At 35.4% G+C, this 19,097-nt stretch carries 18 protein-coding genes; 1 reads left to right on the top strand and 17 read right to left on the bottom strand.

Going from position 1 to position 19,097, the window contains the following annotated elements:
• Positions 1-54 precede the first annotated feature (54 nt).
• From AAJG31_RS15695 to AAJG31_RS15670, 6 genes are all read right to left on the bottom strand, one after another.
• The gene (locus AAJG31_RS15695) at positions 55-186 is read right to left on the bottom strand and encodes a hypothetical protein (protein ID WP_255349868.1); all 132 of its coding nucleotides are present in this window, start codon (positions 184-186) and stop codon (positions 55-57) included.
• Between the two features lie 39 nt (positions 187-225).
• Positions 226-1,125 (bottom strand): hypothetical protein, encoded by a 900-nt coding sequence (locus AAJG31_RS15690; protein ID WP_279493291.1) that lies wholly within the window; start codon positions 1,123-1,125, stop codon positions 226-228.
• A gap of 422 nt (positions 1,126-1,547) precedes the next feature.
• Positions 1,548-2,159 (bottom strand): response regulator transcription factor, encoded by a 612-nt coding sequence (locus AAJG31_RS15685; protein ID WP_225341057.1) that lies wholly within the window; start codon positions 2,157-2,159, stop codon positions 1,548-1,550.
• Positions 2,143-4,431, bottom strand: a complete 2,289-nt coding sequence (locus tag AAJG31_RS15680; RefSeq protein WP_279493292.1) for an ATP-binding protein — start codon at positions 4,429-4,431, stop codon at positions 2,143-2,145. Before AAJG31_RS15680 ends, AAJG31_RS15685 begins: the two co-directional genes overlap by 17 nt.
• Positions 4,432-4,436: 5 nt before the next feature.
• The gene (gene comX, locus AAJG31_RS15675) at positions 4,437-4,595 is read right to left on the bottom strand and encodes a competence pheromone ComX (protein ID WP_054549612.1); all 159 of its coding nucleotides are present in this window, start codon (positions 4,593-4,595) and stop codon (positions 4,437-4,439) included.
• A gap of 12 nt (positions 4,596-4,607) precedes the next feature.
• A complete protein-coding gene (locus tag AAJG31_RS15670) occupies positions 4,608-5,510 on the bottom strand; it encodes a polyprenyl synthetase family protein (RefSeq protein WP_066038010.1) in 903 nt (300 codons plus the stop codon).
• A gap of 340 nt (positions 5,511-5,850) precedes the next feature.
• Between AAJG31_RS15670 and AAJG31_RS15665 the strand changes: the two genes are divergently transcribed.
• A complete protein-coding gene (locus AAJG31_RS15665; protein ID WP_103118905.1) occupies positions 5,851-6,396 on the top strand; it encodes a hypothetical protein in 546 nt (181 codons plus the stop codon).
• A gap of 652 nt (positions 6,397-7,048) precedes the next feature.
• Here the strand turns inward: AAJG31_RS15665 and AAJG31_RS15660 are convergent.
• From AAJG31_RS15660 to hflX, 11 genes are all read right to left on the bottom strand, one after another.
• Entirely contained in the window at positions 7,049-7,363 is a 315-nt protein-coding gene (locus AAJG31_RS15660; RefSeq protein WP_048394205.1) for an antibiotic biosynthesis monooxygenase, read from the bottom strand.
• A gap of 1 nt (position 7,364) precedes the next feature.
• Positions 7,365-8,390: a siderophore ABC transporter substrate-binding protein gene (locus tag AAJG31_RS15655; RefSeq protein WP_054549615.1), complete on the bottom strand. Its 1,026-nt coding sequence runs from the start codon at positions 8,388-8,390 to the stop codon at positions 7,365-7,367.
• Between the two features lie 61 nt (positions 8,391-8,451).
• On the bottom strand, positions 8,452-9,213 hold the full coding sequence (locus tag AAJG31_RS15650) for an ABC transporter ATP-binding protein (RefSeq protein ID WP_048394201.1): 762 nt from the start codon (positions 9,211-9,213) through the stop codon (positions 8,452-8,454).
• A complete protein-coding gene (locus AAJG31_RS15645; RefSeq protein ID WP_004231949.1) occupies positions 9,210-10,163 on the bottom strand; it encodes an iron chelate uptake ABC transporter family permease subunit in 954 nt (317 codons plus the stop codon). The genes AAJG31_RS15650 and AAJG31_RS15645 overlap by 4 nt, the downstream gene beginning before the upstream one ends.
• The gene (locus AAJG31_RS15640; protein WP_048394199.1) at positions 10,156-11,106 is read right to left on the bottom strand and encodes an ABC transporter permease; all 951 of its coding nucleotides are present in this window, start codon (positions 11,104-11,106) and stop codon (positions 10,156-10,158) included. Before AAJG31_RS15640 ends, AAJG31_RS15645 begins: the two co-directional genes overlap by 8 nt.
• A 284-nt stretch (positions 11,107-11,390) precedes the next feature.
• Entirely contained in the window at positions 11,391-12,443 is a 1,053-nt protein-coding gene (locus tag AAJG31_RS15635) for a hypothetical protein (RefSeq protein WP_054549616.1), read from the bottom strand.
• Positions 12,444-12,493: 50 nt separating this feature from the next.
• Positions 12,494-13,600 (bottom strand): o-succinylbenzoate synthase, encoded by a 1,107-nt coding sequence (gene menC, locus AAJG31_RS15630; RefSeq protein ID WP_279493296.1) that lies wholly within the window; start codon positions 13,598-13,600, stop codon positions 12,494-12,496.
• A gap of 21 nt (positions 13,601-13,621) precedes the next feature.
• Positions 13,622-14,446, bottom strand: coding sequence for a GNAT family N-acetyltransferase (locus AAJG31_RS15625; protein ID WP_279493298.1), 825 nt, complete (start codon positions 14,444-14,446; stop codon positions 13,622-13,624).
• A complete protein-coding gene (locus tag AAJG31_RS15620) occupies positions 14,446-15,591 on the bottom strand; it encodes a M20 peptidase aminoacylase family protein (RefSeq protein WP_048394190.1) in 1,146 nt (381 codons plus the stop codon). The genes AAJG31_RS15625 and AAJG31_RS15620 overlap by 1 nt, the downstream gene beginning before the upstream one ends.
• A gap of 204 nt (positions 15,592-15,795) precedes the next feature.
• Positions 15,796-17,283, bottom strand: coding sequence for a peptide MFS transporter (locus AAJG31_RS15615; protein WP_048394189.1), 1,488 nt, complete (start codon positions 17,281-17,283; stop codon positions 15,796-15,798).
• A 400-nt stretch (positions 17,284-17,683) separates the two neighbouring features.
• Positions 17,684-18,970: a GTPase HflX gene (hflX, locus tag AAJG31_RS15610; protein ID WP_279493299.1), complete on the bottom strand. Its 1,287-nt coding sequence runs from the start codon at positions 18,968-18,970 to the stop codon at positions 17,684-17,686.
• Positions 18,971-19,097 lie beyond the last annotated feature (127 nt).

Below are 19,097 nucleotides of genomic sequence, written 5' to 3'. Positions count from 1 at the left end.
CCTTCACATCATAACACAAATAAATCTTTTCTGAATGAAATATAGGCCTTCATTTTAAGAAAGGTATACACCATTGACCTCTTGATAAATAGTGACTGATTCTTCTTCTGGTTTGTTAAAGTAATTGGAAACGGCCAATGCAACAATGAATAAAATGGCTACTATAGGTAGTATTCTTCTAAACATCCTAAACACTCCCTTATTCTTTTACTAGTCCAAATTTGACTACTTAATTAGCACTGGATCAAAAAGCCAATCTTTTGGACCAAAGTTTGCATCCTTTTCTCCTCTAACCTCACGTGAAATACCATATTTTATAATAGTTTCTCTAAATCTTTTACTAAACAAAGTCTTTCTATATAGATATCTTCCATCATGACTACACTCGGCTGAGTAGAAAACATCCCCTTTTAAGTTTTCCAAATCTTCATGATGATAAATATCAGGACCATTAATGACACCATTTAAACCACAACTGCACGGAGGTTGCTCAGTTGCAAAGTATAATTTAACCCTGTCCTTACTACACTCAGGGAGCATTTGTATAGGAATAATTTGATAAGCTGGCTGTTTGCCTTCTTTCGGACCTTGATGGATCACCTCTAAAAGCTCATAGCCTTCTAGTTTTTCTCTTTTCATTAATGATACTAGTTCCTCAGAAGCTACCCAATAACCATTTACATGCACTAAATGACGATCTTTCATCTGCGTAGTATCGATAACTATTGGTGATAACTGCTCTTTATCCATGAGCCGACAACACTTACAATGTGTACTCAAAGAAAATAGTGTCCCCTTATCTTCTAAGAACATTTCTGGTGAATTACCTGTTGAATTTAAAGTAAATAATGGTGCTCGTTCATACTCTAAATCTGAAAATTCAAAATAAAAACGTTCTCCAATTGAAACGATTCCAAATTCACGCTCTAATGACTCATATAAAGCTGTTACCTGCTCGTATGTTACATCTTCATTTAATGTAAAAATAGGATTAAATTTAGTTTTTAAGTTTCTTTTTCTCAATTCAGGCGCACCAATAGCAATACCATGACGATTATAAACGTTAATAACTTGATCTTGACTAGTTTCATCTATGGAAAACAAATTTTCAAGTTCTACTTTCACAATACACGCCTACCTTTATAAAGTTTTATGGTGAAGTATATTGACTAGCTAGTAACATTCTACAATCTACTAACGCTACTTTATTCATAGATAGTCAGGCTGCTTATTTAATAAAATGATTTATATATTACTCACTAAAGCAAATCTACTTAACCACTGTTAATTTAAGCGTACCAGTAGTTATACCGTTATTTCAACTTCGGGTTTACGCCAATTTTCTGGCGTGATTCAGACAAGTTTTTGGCGTGATTTGGCGGTTACAAAAAAACACCGCCACTTTTTTGGCGGTGTCTATCATATTTTATAGGTAATTTAGTACAGGGATATGGTTTTATTTTACTAAGGAAATATATAGGATATTTAATTCCCATAATGCCCCCTATTAATTGAAAAATATACCAACAGTATAACATAGAAATAGTTTAGAGTAAATTCATTCTCTCTGCAAGATTTACAGCTTCTGTTCGTGAATCTACATTTAACAAAGAAAAGAGTTGAGTTAAATATCTTTCCGTTGTACGTTGAGGAATATTTAATTCAATAGCGATAGCTTTATTTGTATGGCCCTCTGCAATGAGTCTTAGAATTTTCTTTTCCTTTTCATTTAAGTGAATATCTTTAGCACCTTGCAGTTTAAATTTATCATCCAGAAAATCTAAGAAATTTTTAGGTAAAACAATTTCACCGTTTGCAATTGCCCTTACTGTTCTTAATATTTGCTCTTTCGAAGCTGTTTTAGCTAAAATACCTTCTATTTTTCTTTCTAAAATGAGTGGATAATAATCCGTAATATCATCACCTGTGTAAAGAATAACTGAAGCATTTGACTGAATAGCCTTGATATTACGGGCTAGGTTAATTCCATTTTCTAATGGCATATTGATATCTATTAGATAGATATCGTACGGTTTATTCTTTATCCTTTGAATGACACAAGTTGCATCACTTTCCGTATCGATGATAATATCTTCATTCTCTTGAAATAAATTTTTAGTTCCCTCTAACACTATAGGGTGATCATCCACTATGAGCATCGTAATCAAGTGTTTCACTCCCTTCTTTCACCATGATTCTAATAAACATCCCTTCATTGATATTCGAGTCAATAGTAAATTGTCCGTTAAACGCTTTTACACGCTCCTGCATGCCTTGAATGCCCATTGATTCGGCTACTATAATGTCCTCTACATTACAGCCTACACCATCATCTTTATAAATAATTTCGAAACCATCGTTCATTTCTTTTAAGTGAATTTCAACTGATGCTGCATAAGAATGCTTCAACGCATTATTAAGTAACTCTTGGAATAAACGATAAATCATTAAATTCATACGCTCATCCTCTAAATAAAGACGGTCAATGGTGTAAATAAGCACGAAGTTAGCTCTTTCTTGAACTTTCCGAATCAATTTTTCCAAAGCTGCATTTAAACCTAATGTATCTAATAACGGCGGTTTTAGGTTTTCACAATAAGTACGTAATTCATGTAAGGATGCAACCATTTGTTTATGAATTTTCGCAAGCTTTTCTTGAATATCCGTTGTATTTTTTGCATTTACTAGGACATCCACCTCGCGGGCTATATGAAGTTGCTCCTGTAAATTGGTGTCATGTAACTCTTGAGCTAACTGGTATTTTTCTTCTTCAAATCTTAGCCATAATAGCTTATTCAGCCATGGTAACTGACCATCATCAGCTTGCTTCATATGCTTTAGTTCCTCTAGCAGTTCTTCCACCATCTTGGTATTTTCAATAAAATTATTTACATATAATAAGAGCAGTTCAAGCCATAAAAGCTCCTCATCTTTTAAATGAATTGTATTATTATGCCCTAGCACTAAAGCTCTTTTAAAATGTGCATCCTGATGGAGGAATGCTATATAAACTTTGTCAATTTTGCGTATTTCACCTAATCTGATATCTTCCATTATGTCAGGATCTATCGTAATACTTTCACCAGCTATTGGTATGAATTCATTTTTGTCATAGTTATATGTTAAGACAAAAACATCCTCTAACTCCAGATGCATGGAAACCTCATAAGCAAACTTTTCTAAAAGTTCGTCAATTTTAATTGTTTTCCCAATTTTATCTACGGCTGTATATAGCTGATGAATATAGTCACCCTTTGTGGAAAATAATATTTTCCGCTTGCGATAATCGACCTTCTCTTTTACGTAAAAAAGTATGACTAATGAAGAAAATGTAAAGAAAGATACCCCTGACATAACCGTCATGGTTAAATAACGCCCTGCAATAAAATATAGTCCCACTGTAAACCAAACAGTAAAGATTAAAGAGAATATAACATAATAACGGAATCTTGTAATATGGTACTCAATATCAAATAATCTCTCTGCTAATTGCGTAAAAATAAAGCTAAAGGGTATAAGCAATAAAAATAATGAGCTTATCTCAGATGAAAGTATATACGTATGAAAAAAAATTTTAGGGAGTGCATATAAAAAAAGAAATGGTAGAAACGGAATTAATATACTATTTAATAAAATTTTCAACTGAGGTGAGCTGTACTTAAAATAGCTTATTAATAAAATACTAAGGATGATCACTAGGAGAATAAAGAAAATAGCCAATATAACATTGGAAAGAATATCATTTGAAGCAGGATAAATAGTACCCATACATCCTAATACAAAAGCTATGAAAGGAAGTATATAAAAGAGCTTGATATTATTTGTAAACACCCAATTTGTTTTCACAAATGAATAATAATTTCTCAAAAAATGTAACAGTATAACTAAACATAACAGCATACTACTTCGATTTACGATAATGCCAATCGTATCCATTCTACCAGAGACACCACTACTTACATAGGCCAAAGAAACCGTTAACATAAAAAGAATTAGTAAGTCAGCTAATTTTGTATTCCTTTGTTTGAAATGTAAATAAAACGCTATAAATAATGTTAATAAATAGTAACAAGCTGGAATGATTAATACATAGATAAATTGTTGAGGGATATCCAAATGCTTAATATGTATATTGATTAGATCTCCATCGGGCTTCAGTATTGTTATTTCATTAGCAGATAAAATTTTAGATTTATATCTCAGTTGATTTAATTCATTGATGGGTTCATGATCTACAGTTAAAATTGCATCACCAACAGAAATATTTTGACCCTCTGCCCAGTCTTTATAATAAAGTTGAGAAATGACCCATTTGTCATTCTCTTCTTCTACCCCAATCTGTATATAAGGCTCGCTATAATTCACATAATTTAAATAAAAACCAATAATTAAATAGAGAATTATAGCGGGCCAAAACAACTTACTTCGCAACTTTCTTAGTTCCAAATATCACTTTCTGTATTCATTTCACCGTTAAACGCTTCTAAAATTGCTGTTTGCTCTACAGATGAAACTCCAACTAATGAGGCTTTTTGATCTTTTAATAGTGCAACTAGGCTTGGATTTTGCTCTAAATATTGGATTACATTAATCATTCTTATCTCTCCTCATTTCAATAGTTTTTGTAGGTATTCTCTACCTACCTGATTTATAGCTACATTTTCCAGGTAATTCAATGCTTTAAATTTATAGACGTTTTTTATGGTAATGGCATAACGTATCGCCCCACCATTTGTCAACGCGTCTTCTGTTGCATTATTATCCAAATCTGTAACTATATCATTATTATAATAGCTAGAAACAGATTTTGAAACATCATTTTTCTGTGATAATAGATAAATAATAGGAAGAGAATACCTTTTATTTAGCAGATCATTTTTAGGACCCCACGCCTTTAAGCTTTGAATATCATTTTTAATTTGTTGGATGATCCCTATGTATTTCCCATATTCCTCTACTTCTTGAGATATTTCTCCTTTTGCAAGTACTTCGCCAACCAAGCAACCCATCGCTGTTAATGAGCCGGATTTCAAGGTAATCATTTTTACATAGGAATCTTCATCGCGACAACTATTTAATAAGTCTAATTGCTGTCCATTTATACTTTTTAATGCGTATTCATCAACTAGCTTTATAGCCGCTCTTTTATGTTCAAAAGAGGTTTCATCTATTGTTTTAGATGCCATGACCAGCATAGCTAAAGCAACATTTAATGATAATTCAGGTGTTTTGTTCCAACTATAGTCTGAATCTTTATCCTGCAGATCATCAATAATATCAAAAGACAGTATTAAAAGTTCAATTGCAGCAGCTACCTTGTAGATATCTGGATTTATACTACTTGAAAATGCTTCATAATGCCAAAAACACATTTTACCAAAGGAAAAACCTACTGTTGTTTTTTCTTCTTTAAAGCTTTTTAGCATTAATTTTAGCTCTGGTCCAAGTAATAGCTCATTTTCTATAAGGATGTCTAATGATTCATTGATGCGCACATCTAAATCCTTCAATAGTCCTCTCTCCTATCTAGTGTATTAATAGATATTATATAGATTAGTGGGAATTAATACTAGTCACGCAATTATATAATACATTAAATACCATTAATTCCTTTATAAAGAGAGAGACCGCCAAAATCTGGCGTTATTCATACAAATCACGCCAGATTTTTGCTAATTATTACTAAAAAAATGGCGGTAGAGAACCAAGTACCGCCATTAAAGTGGCGTAAACTTACCATTGAAATGGCGCTCTAACAGATGTTACGCTTAGATTAGCAATAAAATATATTTATAAAGTCAGGATAGATTGATGAACATGAAATCTTTTTGTACTGGGAGTGACTTAAAATTGAATGAAACTGTTTTCATACTTACGGCTACTTTTTCATGTAATATCTCTGTCTCAGCTGAAGAAATTACAATTAAACAGCCTAGCAATGATCAACGACGAATTGAACAAATTATTATTCAATCTGAAGTAAAAGCATATCAAGATACACTGGCTGCATATAAAAATATTTCACCCTATTCAAAATATATTAGTGATATTCCTGGATTTGAGGATACATTTCAACAAAAAAGAGATTATTATATTGAGCAATATGGCATTATTAGAATATCAAACGAAAGTATTTCTACTATGTCATTAGTCAATCCTTTCACTTTTGGATTAAATATAGATTCCCCTATAGTGTATGTAACGCCACATGACACAATTATTAATGCAAGAGGGCTAGTAATAGCGGCTAATGCATCTAATAATAACAATCATTCTGATAGTTTGGATGAGCTCTGTAATACCAGCATCTCCGGCTTGTCCATTAATGAGAACACCATTTCCTTTAATATGGATTCGACATTTAGTAAATGGAGAAAACCATCTATTACACATTAACCTATACACCTAGCTAAGCAGGTCACACTGATTGTGACCTGCTTTTTGAGTAATAAAACGACATCTCTACATAGTGTTGATAAACAAAGCAATCAATAGCATTTTTATAAAAGATGAAAATGAATTTCCGTTGCAGGCTACTTGCTTTCCTGTAGGCGAGCGCCGAATCGCTTCCTCCGCTACTGCTCCGTTTAAAGTTTTGCCTGTCTCGCTATTCCATGGTAGTCCAGTAGCCCACCACTATAAACCGCTTTTTAGCAAAGGTATTCAAATAAAGTGAAGGTGTTCATTACTCTTTATGAAGAGGTGTTGTCACGCATCACTTCTCCACATTGAAAATAAGAGCTTATCCCCTCTAAGAATACAGATAATGGGCTATTTGATTGTTATGCTACTATGAAAAAAGTAAAGACACTTTGCAGAATGGTTGATTGGAGTGGAGCCAACGTCACTCCTAGGGGATTTAGCGTCACTGAGGAGACCCTGGAGCGAGCGCAAGTGAGTGAAGCGGCTCATCGGACGCCCCCTGGAAAGGACGCTGGCGGAACGGAAATCAACCCCTCACCTTGCTAAAAGGGCTTTTTCTGCTAGTGACATTCTTTTTTCAACAACAAGAAAAGGTGTCTCAATCCCTTGAGACACCTTTAGATGATTAACCTTTTACATAATAAACTTCTTGTCCGCTTTCAATGATATGATCAGGCTTCGGTTTACCTGCACTTGCCTTATGGCCTGCAATATGCTCAGGACTCTTCTCCCAATTTTTCCATGCTTCTTCTGATTCCCAACGAACCATCACTAGCACTTCTTCATCACCGCGGCGAACTTTCTTTACAAGTACCTGCTTATCAATGTAGCCAGGTTGTTGTTCAAGTAATGAGGGACCATTTGGCTTAGCACCAAAACGTTCCACAACCTTATCCGAATTCCCTTCTGTCACAACAATACGTTTAATTTGTACAAACATATTAGTTGAACGCCTTTAATACATCTTCAGCTTTTTGTGTTTCTGATTGTAAACCGCCACCTGAAAGGTACCAAATTTCTGGATCTAAGTAGAATACTTTACCGTTTTTCACAGCGTTTGTTGCACTTACAATTTCGTTTTCAATTGCAGCTTTTGTACCTGATTCACCGTTTTCATTTACAACAGCGTCACGGTCAATAACGAATAAGATATCTGGATTTTTCTCACGTACAAATTCAAAGCTTGCATTATCACCATGTGATTCGATTTTGAAGCCACTAGCTTCAGCTACAGCTTTTACACCATATACATCATGAATCACACCGAAACGTGAACCAGGACCGAATACTGATAATGAACCTTCACTACCTAAAACGATTAACGCTTTTTCTTCTGTTGCAGTAGCCTTAGCTTTTACTTCTTCTACTTTTGCTTCATATGCAGCAATTGCATCTGCCGCTTCTTTTTCTTTACCAAAGATTTTACCAGCTAATTCTGTATTAGCTTTGAATGACTCTAAGAAGTTAGTATTATCTACACCAATGTATACTGTAGGAGCAATTTTAGATAATTCAGCATAAGCTGCTGAAGCACGACCAGAGATGAAAATAATATCTGGGTTAATTTCAGATAATTTTTCATAATCAGGCTCGAATAATGTACCTGCGTTTACATAAGTACTATCTTTAAACTTGCTTAAATATGCTGGTAATGAGTCTTGTACCACTGCTGTAGGATTAACGCCTAAAGCATCTAATGTATCTAAGAAACCATTATCAAAAACGACAACTTTTTCTGGCATTTTATCAAGTGTTACTTCTTCAAATGTTGTACTACCGTCACGACCTTCAACTGTGCTACCTGGAATTGTTAGTGGATATACTGATGATTCTTCATTTTGTTCCTCAGCTGGTTTGTCAGTTGAAGTACCTTTATCATCTTCTTTTGCTTCATCTTTCGAACCGCAAGCAGCTAATACTAATAGCATCATTGCCATTAATACTGTAAGTAATTTCCATTTTTTCATTGTGAAATTTCTCCTTTAATTAAATGATTTGATAGTTAGATGTTCATCATCTGGACTATTTTTACGAATTAAAATAAACACAAATTCGACAGCCATCCTGCTCTTGAACAGGAATATCCATATCATAAATTTCCTTCAATGCATGTGAGTTAATAATGTCATTTGTAGGACCATTTTTAACAACACGGCCATCTTTTAATGCAACAATATGGTCAGAGTAAACAGAAGCAAAATTAATATCGTGTAAAACGATAACCACTGTTTTGCCTAACTCATCAACCAACTTACGTAAAATCTTCATAATCTGGACAGAATGCTTCATATCTAAATTATTTAATGGTTCGTCCAGTAAGATATATTCAGTATCTTGGGCAATAACCATTGCGATAAATGCACGCTGACGTTGACCACCTGAAAGCTCATCTAAATAATTATGTTGCATATCTTCTAAATTCATATAGCGAATAGCTTCATCCACTTTTTCTTCGTCTTCAGGTTTTAAGTGTCCTTTTGAGTAAGGGAAACGGCCAAAAGATACAAGCTCACGAATCGTTAGACGAACATTCATAAAGTTTGATTGCTTTAAAATCGATACACGTTTAGCGAAATCATCTGATTTCCAGCTACGTACATCTGCCTTATCGAGTAGTACTTCACCAGTATCTGCATTCAGTAAACGACTCACCATAGAAAGTAGCGTGGACTTCCCTGCACCATTGGGTCCAATAAACGATGTGATTTTTCCTGAGACAATATCAACACTTACATCTTGAACGACAGGTTTTTTACCAAAAAACTTTGTAATTTCTTTGACTTGTATCATCCTGCTGACCTACTTTCTCTTAATAATAAGTAGATGAAGTAAACCCCACCCACAAAATTAATAATGACACTAAGTGTAGTAGTGAAACTAAATAAACGTTCAACCATCCACTGTCCACCGACTAAAGCTACAACACTCATTACACAGGAGCCAGTAATTAAGATGGAATGCTTGTATGTTCTGAAATACTGATATGATAAATTTGCAACGATTAAACCAAAGAACGTGATCGGACCAACAAGCGCTGTTGAAACAGCAATCAAAATTGAAGCTAAAATTAACATACGTTGTACCAGCTTATCGTAAGGTACACCTAAATTTATAGCTGTGTCTCGTCCTAAAGACATGACGTCTAATTGATTCATATGACGAGCACCGTAGATAAATGTTATTAAAATGATAACGCCTGCTAGCCAAACTAAATCTGAATTAACATTATTGAAACTTGCAAACATTTTACTTTGTAAGCCTAAAAACTCATTCGGATCTATTAATACTTGGAAGAACGTTGTAATACTTCCTAAGAACGTACCAACAATCATCCCAACAAGCAGTAAAAAATAAATCGGTCGCTTTCCTTCTTTAAACAATACTCGGTAAAAAATTAAAGCGAATAGAATCATCGCCCCAATTGCAAGCGTAAAATTATAGTAGATATTAATAACTAATATGGATGTAGAGCCAAAGAAGAAGTAGATGCATGTTTGAATTAACATATACAAAGCATCTAAACCCATGACACTTGGGGTTAAAATCCGATTATGTGTAATTGTTTGGAAAACTACTGTTGAATAGGCAATCGCTATACCCGTTAATGCCATTGCCACAACCTTTATGACACGGCGTGGAAAAGCATAGTGATAATTACCATTGAGTTCCCAAAATAAATATAGGACAACTGCTATAACAGCGAGACCTAGTAAAATGAACATTTTTGTACGATTACGCATATGCTCTCCCCCTAAACAACATGAATAGGAAGATGGCACTTCCAATTACACCAACAGTCATACTTATTGGTATTTCATAAGGGAAAATCAGTACTCGTCCTAAAATATCACAGAATAACAAGAATGACATACCAAGTAATGCTGTGTGCGGCAAGGTTTTTGCCAAATTATCACCTTTAAACAGGGAAATAATGTTCGGAATAATCAAACCAAGAAATGGAATGATACCGACTGTTAACACCACTGTTGTGGAGATAAGAGCTACCAACACCAAGCCTAAATTGACTACAAATTTATAGGATAGACCAAGATTTTTTGCAAAATCCTCTCCCATCCCAGCTACTGTAAAACGATTTGCGTAAATGTAAGCTAAAATGAGTATTGGTACACTTACGTATAACAGTTCGTAACGGCCTTTCATGATTAATGAGAAATCTCCTTGTAACCATGCAGAAATGTTTTGGATAATATTCGCCTTATATGCAAAGAATGTTGTAACAGAGGACAAAATATTCCCAAACATTAAGCCAATAAGCGGTATAAAAATCGCATCTTTAAACTTAATTCGGTTTAATATTTGCATAAATAGTAATGTGCCGGCTAAAGCAAATATGAAAGCGAAGGAAATTTTTTGGAAATACGTAACGTTCGTAAAGAACATCATGGAAATCAATACACCCAACCGTGTGGCATCTAATGTACCAGCTGTTGTTGGTGAAACGAATTTATTCCTACTTAAGCTTTGCATAATTAAACCAGCAATACTCATACCTGCACCCGCTAGCAAGATTGCAACAAGTCTAGGTACACGACTAATTAAAAATAGTCTAGCTTCTTCTGATTGGAAGTCTAATAGGTCGCTAGGCTTAATATCTACTACTCCGATAAAGAGCGACACAATAGACAGCAAAACAGTTGCTGTTAAAAGATATCTTATTTTCATAGTAATCCCCGGTAGATTTCATTTTTGTGTGTAACTCACTTATTAGTGAAAATGATTATCATTACTCACGATTTCCATTATAAGCATGATTTTATTCTCAGTCAACCAGCAAATGAGAATTATTCTCGTTTTATTAATGATTAACTGAAAAATATGCCAAATTAACGAAATATCAGCATTACCGTAAATTAATCAACAGAAATAATTCACTATTTCTACAATATTTTTATCCAAATAAAAAGGTAATTGAGAATAAAATCTATCCCTCAATTACCATTACTATATTAGATAATTTTTTTAGTGCCTCTTAACCATGCAGAAATAATGAATATGATTAATACTAACCCAACATAGCCCATCACTGCATATAGTTTAGCTACTAGCGTAGTAAACCCTACAAGACTTGCTAGAAAACCGAGACCACCTATAAATATAACTGCAATCCTAAAGCTTGCTCTACTAGGCTCGAAAAACCTTACCATAAAGGAATATAGCATCCCTACTGCCGTATTATAAATCATTCCCAAAAGAGAAATAGTCATTAATACTCCAACAATCGGATGAATTTCATTCGCTAACGCTAGCATCGGAATGTCTAATCCAACAATGATATTCATCTTTGCTAAAAGGGAGAAATTCACAAGTAAGATTAAAGCACCTAACAAAATCCCACCAATTATACCACCCATGCCAGCTACCTTATGATTGCGTATGGATCCACACATAACAGTCAGTAAAGAGAAGCTAACCCCTACATTGAACGACATGTACAATAAAGCCGTTACCCACCAACTTTTCTCACTTATTTGAGCCTGTTGAGCAATAACAGCTTGCTCTGCAAAGGTAAAATCCATCGTTGCAATAGCATAGATAGCGATGATGGAGACAACGGTTAGTAGATAGGGGGTTGCTAGTGCAATGATATTAATGATGCTTTTCACATCCATCATGACAGTGGCTACTGTAAGCAAGATCATACAAATACTCCCTAGCCAAATAGGCAGTCCAAACATTTGCTGAAATGTTGCACCAGCGCCAGCAAACATGATGACAGCTACACCAAATAAAAAGAGTGATAGCACTAAATCCAAGACAAAGCCCATAGTATTCCCTGAAATTTGATAAATTAAATCCTTATGGGACGATGTGCGAAGCTTAGAGCTCACTTGAGCAACACACATTCCAACAATTGAGAAACCAACCATAGCTAACAATGCTCCATATATTCCTTTAAAGCCATAGCTTGTAAAATAAAGGACAATTTCCTGCCCTGATGCAAATCCTGCTCCAACGATAATCCCCACATAGGCACCACCGATTTGCAAGCTTTTTTTCAATCAGTTCTCTCCTCGTTTTCCTTATACTAAATGATCGACTAAGTACTCCCTTATTGATAGATTTCTTTGCTAATTGTTAATTTATCAATCACAGCCATATTAGGCTTATAACCAATACCTACCGACTGGGGTACCTCAATATAACCATCTTTAACTTTTACTTCAGGATCAATGATATCCTCGTACCAATAATGACTAGAACCTGCTGTATCGCCAGGTAAAATAAATTGACTAAGAGACGTTAAGGCAACATTATGTGCTCGTCCAATTCCAGCCTCTAACATACCACCACACCAAACTGGAATATGGTTTGCTTTACATAGGTCATGGATTCGTATTGCTTCCGTTAAACCACCTACTCGTCCAATCTTGATGTTTATGACACCACAGCTTCCAAGTTCAATTGCTCGTCTGGCATCCTCATATGATGTGATGCTTTCATCTAAGCAAATAGGCGTTTTTAACTTTTTCTGTAATGCTGCATGATCGACAATATCATCAGTAGCTAATGGTTGTTCGATCATTAATAAATTAAAATCATCAAGCTGCTGTAGTATTTCTATATCCTCTAATGTATAAGCAGAGTTTGCATCAACCACCAAGGGTAAATTTGGAAATTCCGCACGAATTGCCTGTACTATCTCTACATCCTCTCCAGGCTTTATCTTGATCTTCACCCTTTTGTAGCCTTCTTCAATATGACCTTTTATTAATGCAATTAACTGAGCAATAGAGGGTTGAATACCCACACTGACTCCTACTTCAATACGTTGTTTTTGACCACCTAACGCCTGTGCAAGTGATTGCTTTGTTTGCTGAGCATAGATATCCCATACAGCACCCTCAATTGAAGCTTTCGCCATGCAGTTTCGCCGAATAGGTGCAAATAATGAGGTTACCTCATCTGGATGCCCAATCTTTTTATGTAACAAGATGGGTATCAAAAAATCTTGTAGCATATGCCATGTTGTCTTTAATGTTTCTTCCGTATACCATGGTGCTACAAAAGCAACAGTTTCTCCCCACCCCGTCGTCCCTGATTCATCTTTTGCTTCTATCAGTAACATTTCCTTTTCATCAACTGTGCCAAAACTCGTAGTAAATGGTGCTTTCATAGGCATTTTTAAATGCCTTAATGTAATCTTTTCTAATCTCACATTGTTCACTCCTTATCATTATTATAAAGCTAATAAGGAGCGTCTGACTAACAGATAGCTATGAACATATTCTGGATGTTTCTTCATGCGTACGATGGCATAATCTTGGTTAAATAATGTTGTTAAGATTGTGCGAATTTTATAACGCCAGTCCTCTGCAAGTTTTGGACTTTCCACTTTCATTTTCTGTAGAGATTGAGGGATCGGTAAAAAATAGGCATCTTTATAAAAGGATTGATTTAACTGAAATGTATTTTCTACATCTAGAACTGGTAATCCGTCTACTGTTAATGTCCAAGGTACAATTTCCTGTGCTACTTCTTCTAATTCATCAAGGCTATCTGCCATTTGATCACGCTCGATCCACCATTCAACGACAAGTCTATCTGAAGGTAGTCCTTCATTAAAGTCATCTCGAAGTGGACCATAATAATCATTTTCATATTGATAACTAGTGGCGTTCAGTTTTAGAAATGCTAGATTCGCTAAACGCGCCTCTAATGGGTCAATTAACCAGCGGACAAGTTGAAAACCATGCTCTTTTGCATATTCTTGTTGGGCATGCTTCAATAATTCACCCACACCTTGTTCACGATATGCTTTTTCTACACCAATCATGTGCGAATGTAAGTACATTTCTTTATTCCGATAGCCAACGAAGCAATAGTTAAAGCCAATTAGCTTTTCATCTAAATACGCTCCTAATACGATTCCCCCATTTTGTACAGCAGCTAGTAATTGATGGGAGGGGATTGCTTGACTGCCCCATATTTCAGCATTTAATTTTTGGATCTCTGCAATTTCTTTCGGTGTCGTTACTTTGTGAATTCGCACTTGCTCTAACATTACGCTGACGCCTCCTTTTTATGCCCTGACTCCAAAGCTAATAAAACTGCTCTTGTAAGTATCTCCACTCCCGTGACAAGTCTTGCTTGTTTAAATTTCATTTTCGGATGATGCAAGCCTGGTGTTAATCCACAACCCAAGCCCAGCATGGTTGTTTTTAAATGCGGCCGTTGTACAGCATAATGGTGAAAATCCTCTCCTCCAGGTGTATGAACAGGCTTTCTTAAATTTGATAATCCAGCAGCCTGTATAATTGCCTGCTCCATTAAATATTGAGCACTTGTATCAACTTCAGCAGCTACGATATTGGCCACCGTACGTAATTCAATTTGTACTTTATGCAACAATTTAGAGGAATCGATCACACGCTTTACGCCTTGTGCTAAATCGTCCATCACCTTGTTTTGTTGTGCACGAATATCAATCGTAAATGAGGCATTACCTGGGATAATATTGCCCGAATCTCCCCCAGCATGGAATTTCGTCATCTTTACAGATACAGGAACCATAGGATCTGTATGAATGGTTCGCAAATCTTCGATGATTGTTGCACCTACTTCAATGGCATTAATACCTAGGTGCGGTCTTGCAGCATGAGCATCCTCTCCGATAATTTCGCCTTCAAGTAAACGAGAGGCACCATGATATAAGGCTGCACAATAAGTGCCGTCCTCTAGCTCATGAACAGGTCTTACATGGACACCAAATAAATAATCTAAGTCATCAATAACACCTTCTTCTAATACAGATAACGCTCCAGTTCCTTTTTCTTCAGCAGGTTGGAAAATAACGCGGATTGTACCATTAATAGATTGCTGTAGTTCTTTTAAAAGTAATAGTGTACCAATGGCCATCGTCATATGACCGTCATGTCCACATGAATGATTCGCACGGAAATGACCATCTACTTCTTGCCATAAGGCATCTATGTCTGTTCTTAGTCCTACTTTGGGGTTACCTTTGCCTACATCAACATATAATCCTGTGGAATTTTTAAATCGTTTAGGGGAAAAGCCTTCCTGCGTTAATAGCTCCACTATATAATTGGTGGTTTCTACTTCATGCCAGCTGATTTCTGGATTTGCATGTAAATACGTAAAAATCTCCATTAATCTTGGCCTCAAATAATCTAACTCTTCCTTCATAGATTCCAACCCCTTAAATTTTCATATTATTAAAATTATTATAACGAAAATGATAATTTTCTACATAGAAACTTATACCCACATTCAACAAAATAACTACTTACGATAATATATTTCGCTCTCAGCCTCTTAGATAGACTTTTATTTAGATACAAAAAAAGATGCAAGTACAGTTTTTTTAATAACTGTACTTGCATCTTTCATTTAATTAATACCCTTCATCGCTTTTGAAATAATTGGTGAAAGCACCAATATAATAATCCCGACTACAATAGATAAGGTACCTAAGAAACCAAAGTATGTGAATTCGCTTACAACTTCATAGACCTTAACTAATTGCGCATTAATTGCTTGTGCTGCTGCACTTGTTAAAAACCATAAAGACATCGTTTGCGCTGCGAATGCCTGTGGTGCCAATTTCGTTGTGGCAGATAGACCAACTGGTGATAATAATAACTCACCAACAACCACTAAGAAGAATGACAATACTAACCATAAAGGACTCACTAATGTATCTCCACCAGACAGGTGTGCTGGAATCATCATCACTAAGAACGATAGACCCGCAAAGAACAATGCATATGAGAACTTACGTGGTGTTGTTGGCTGCTTGTCTCCCCATTTAAGCCATAGCATCGCAAATAATGGTGCCATTGTAATAACAAATAATGGGTTCAATGACTGGAACCAAGAAGATTGAAGCTGAATACCACCAAAACTTAGCTGTGTACGCTCATCTGCATAAGTCGCTAAAATAGTTGCTCCTTGTTCTTGAATAGCCCAGAACATTACAGCTGATAAAAATAAAGGAATATAAGCAAGTAGACGAGACTTTTCATCCTTTGTTGTTTTTTTACTGCGATACATATAAATAAAGAATGCAGTTGGAATTAATACACCTAGAGCTGTGATGATTAAACTAAATACATTCATTGTTAAAGTACCAGTTTTAATACCGATAGCACCCAAGATGATAATAAGTAAAGCTGCAACTCCGAATTGCGTAAAGACTTTTTTACGTTCTTCAGGCTTTAATGGGTTGTTTACTTGTAAGCCCGCTAAGCCTAAATATTTTTTCTCTGTTAATTTATAAACAATTAAACCAATAAACATACCTAGACCCGCTAAACCAAAACCAAGGTGGAAGCTATATTTTTGTCCAATTGTTCCGACAATAAAAGGTGCAATAAATGCTCCCATATTAATACCCATATAGAAAATAGAAAAACCTGCATCACGACGGCTATCTGTTTCAGCATAAATGTCCCCAACAATACTTGAAACGTTCGGTTTTAATAAACCAGTACCCATAACGATAAATGCCATGGAAGCAAATAACATGCTCACACCACCAGGCAATGCTAGCAGTAAATGACCAATCATAATTAACACGCCACCATAAAAAATGGTTTTTCGTGTTCCTAAAACTCGGTCGGCAATCCATCCACCTATAATTCCAGACATATAAACAAGTGAGCCGTAGATGGCCATAATAGAGTTTGCTGTTCCGCGGTCTAGACCTAAGCCCCCGTCATGTAATTCGTAATACATAAAGAAGATAAGAATTGCTCGCATACCATAGTACGAGAAACGTTCCCAAAATTCTGTGAAAAACAAAGTAAAGAGCCCTTTAGGGTGTCCAACAAAACCATTTTGAGGGACAGATTTTACAACTTCATCTTTACTAGACATACAATACCCTCTCCCAATAAAAAATTATTCTACAAAAACACAACTACCCTAATATAAGGATAAAAAAACTTTGTTTCATCATACTAAAGCGTTTTATACACTTTAGCAAGAGTTTTAAAAAATGTTGAAAATTTGTCATTTTTCTATAAATTCTGATTGATTATTAGATAAATTATTAAATCCTTTGATATATCTAAGTTTTCTCACACTTTATACCTAAAAGATTTTTAAATTTACAATGAATTATTCTAAAATATTTAAAATTCAGATTCCTTACTTTACTTGAAAATTAATATAATTTCTTGACTACATGTTTTACCTTTGTTCTAGATTCTACTATTCCCTCTAATCACAAAAAGCATGCCAAAAATCTTTTGGCATGCTTTGGGAAGTACATTTTTTAATTAATTACATAGTGCTGATACTTTGCGTAATCTGCTGCTTTTACTTCAAGAGACAATAATGTCCCACCCTCTTCATAGGCTGTATTAAAAACAGAGGCATTCTCATTTAAATAAGAAACAACGTTCCCATGATCATAAGGTATTAACATTTCACACGTTACGTAATGCGAGAAGATGTGTTGACGAATTAGCTGTACTAATTCTTCTAAACCAACCCCCTGCTTTGCTGAAATCCAAATATTATCTCCACTTACCACAGGATATGGAACATCTGCTATATCTGCTTTATTGTATACATAGATTGTAGGAATGTCCTCAACACCAACTGCTTTAAGTGTTTCGTTCGTTACATCCATCATAAATCCGTACTCTGTATTCGAAACATCCACCACATGCAGTAAAAGATCCGCATCTCGAGCCTCTTCCAAAGTGGAGCGAAATGCCTTCACTAAATGGTGAGGTAATTTACTAACAAAGCCTACAGTGTCTGTCAGTAAAAAGGTCTTCTTATCAGGTAGTTCAATCTGACGAACAGAAGTTTCAAGGGTAGCAAAAAGCATATCCTTCTCAAAGACTTGTTTGTGCTCTTCTTGTCCTATTTGTGTAAGCAGTTGATTCATAATCGTTGATTTCCCAGCATTTGTATAGCCTACAATCGATACAACCGGAAGAGCGTTTTTACGACGCTGTTTACGCTGCGTTTCTCTCTGTTCCTTAACGTGCTCTAGATCCTTTTTAATTTTAGCAATTTGATCTTCAATTTTTCGTCGATCCAATTCCAGCTTTGTCTCACCAGCACCACGGTTTTTAAAGCCTCCCCCAGTACCTCCACCCTGACGGCTTAAAGAGGCATGCAAACCCACTAAACGAGGTAGCATATATTGAAGCTGTGCTAATTCCACCTGCATTTGGGCTTCACGTGTTTTTGCGCGCCTTCCAAAAATATCTAAAATAAGCATTGTTCGATCAATGACCTTCGTTGCTAAATCACGCTCCAAATTACGGATTTGCGAAGGAGACAGTTCATCATTAAAAATAACGAGGTTTGCTTGTGCTTCTTCATAAAAATTTTTGATTTCTTCTATTTTACCTGTACCCACATAATGGGAAGGTGTCACACGTTCCAAATTTTGCGTGACAGTCCCAACCACTTCTACATGCAAGGCCTCAGCTAAATTTTGTAACTCTTCCATAGAATAGTCAAAGTGCTCATCATTTCGTAAATTCACGCCAACTAGTATGGCCTTTTCAATTAATACATCAACTTCCTTAATTCTATCCATTAGAAACCTCCCACCAAAGCTTGGTGTCGCTACGACAAATTTTCTTCATCTTACCATAATATACCCTTTTTCGTATTTGAAGATCATCGTTAACTTTCCTAAAAAATGCGCCTCATGTAAAGGCGCA

This window comes from Lysinibacillus sp. BS3, assembly GCF_039614735.1.
GTDB lineage: Bacteria > Bacillota > Bacilli > Bacillales_A > Planococcaceae > Lysinibacillus > Lysinibacillus capsici.
The sequence above is the reverse complement of the archived record's forward strand: the minus strand, read 5'-3'. Positions and strand labels throughout refer to the sequence as shown.

Excerpts from the sequence above, each read along its gene's own strand:
- AAJG31_RS15625 (WP_279493298.1), bottom strand. The coding sequence starts at position 14,446 with ATGTTAGAGCAAGTGCGAATTCACAAAGTAACGACACCGAAAGAAATT.
- AAJG31_RS15695 (WP_255349868.1), bottom strand. The coding sequence starts at position 186 with ATGTTTAGAAGAATACTACCTATAGTAGCCATTTTATTCATTGTTGCA.
- AAJG31_RS15615 (WP_048394189.1), bottom strand. The coding sequence starts at position 17,283 with ATGTCTAGTAAAGATGAAGTTGTAAAATCTGTCCCTCAAAATGGTTTT.
- hflX (WP_279493299.1), bottom strand. The coding sequence starts at position 18,970 with ATGGATAGAATTAAGGAAGTTGATGTATTAATTGAAAAGGCCATACTA.
- AAJG31_RS15660 (WP_048394205.1), bottom strand. The coding sequence starts at position 7,363 with ATGTTTGTACAAATTAAACGTATTGTTGTGACAGAAGGGAATTCGGAT.
- AAJG31_RS15650 (WP_048394201.1), bottom strand. The coding sequence starts at position 9,213 with ATGATACAAGTCAAAGAAATTACAAAGTTTTTTGGTAAAAAACCTGTC.
- AAJG31_RS15640 (WP_048394199.1), bottom strand. The coding sequence starts at position 11,106 with ATGAAAATAAGATATCTTTTAACAGCAACTGTTTTGCTGTCTATTGTG.
- AAJG31_RS15685 (WP_225341057.1), bottom strand. The coding sequence starts at position 2,159 with ATGCTCATAGTGGATGATCACCCTATAGTGTTAGAGGGAACTAAAAAT.
- AAJG31_RS15645 (WP_004231949.1), bottom strand. The coding sequence starts at position 10,163 with ATGCGTAATCGTACAAAAATGTTCATTTTACTAGGTCTCGCTGTTATA.
- AAJG31_RS15620 (WP_048394190.1), bottom strand. The coding sequence starts at position 15,591 with ATGAAGGAAGAGTTAGATTATTTGAGGCCAAGATTAATGGAGATTTTT.
- AAJG31_RS15655 (WP_054549615.1), bottom strand. The coding sequence starts at position 8,390 with ATGAAAAAATGGAAATTACTTACAGTATTAATGGCAATGATGCTATTA.
- comX (WP_054549612.1), bottom strand. The coding sequence starts at position 4,595 with ATGATTAATGTAATCCAATATTTAGAGCAAAATCCAAGCCTAGTTGCA.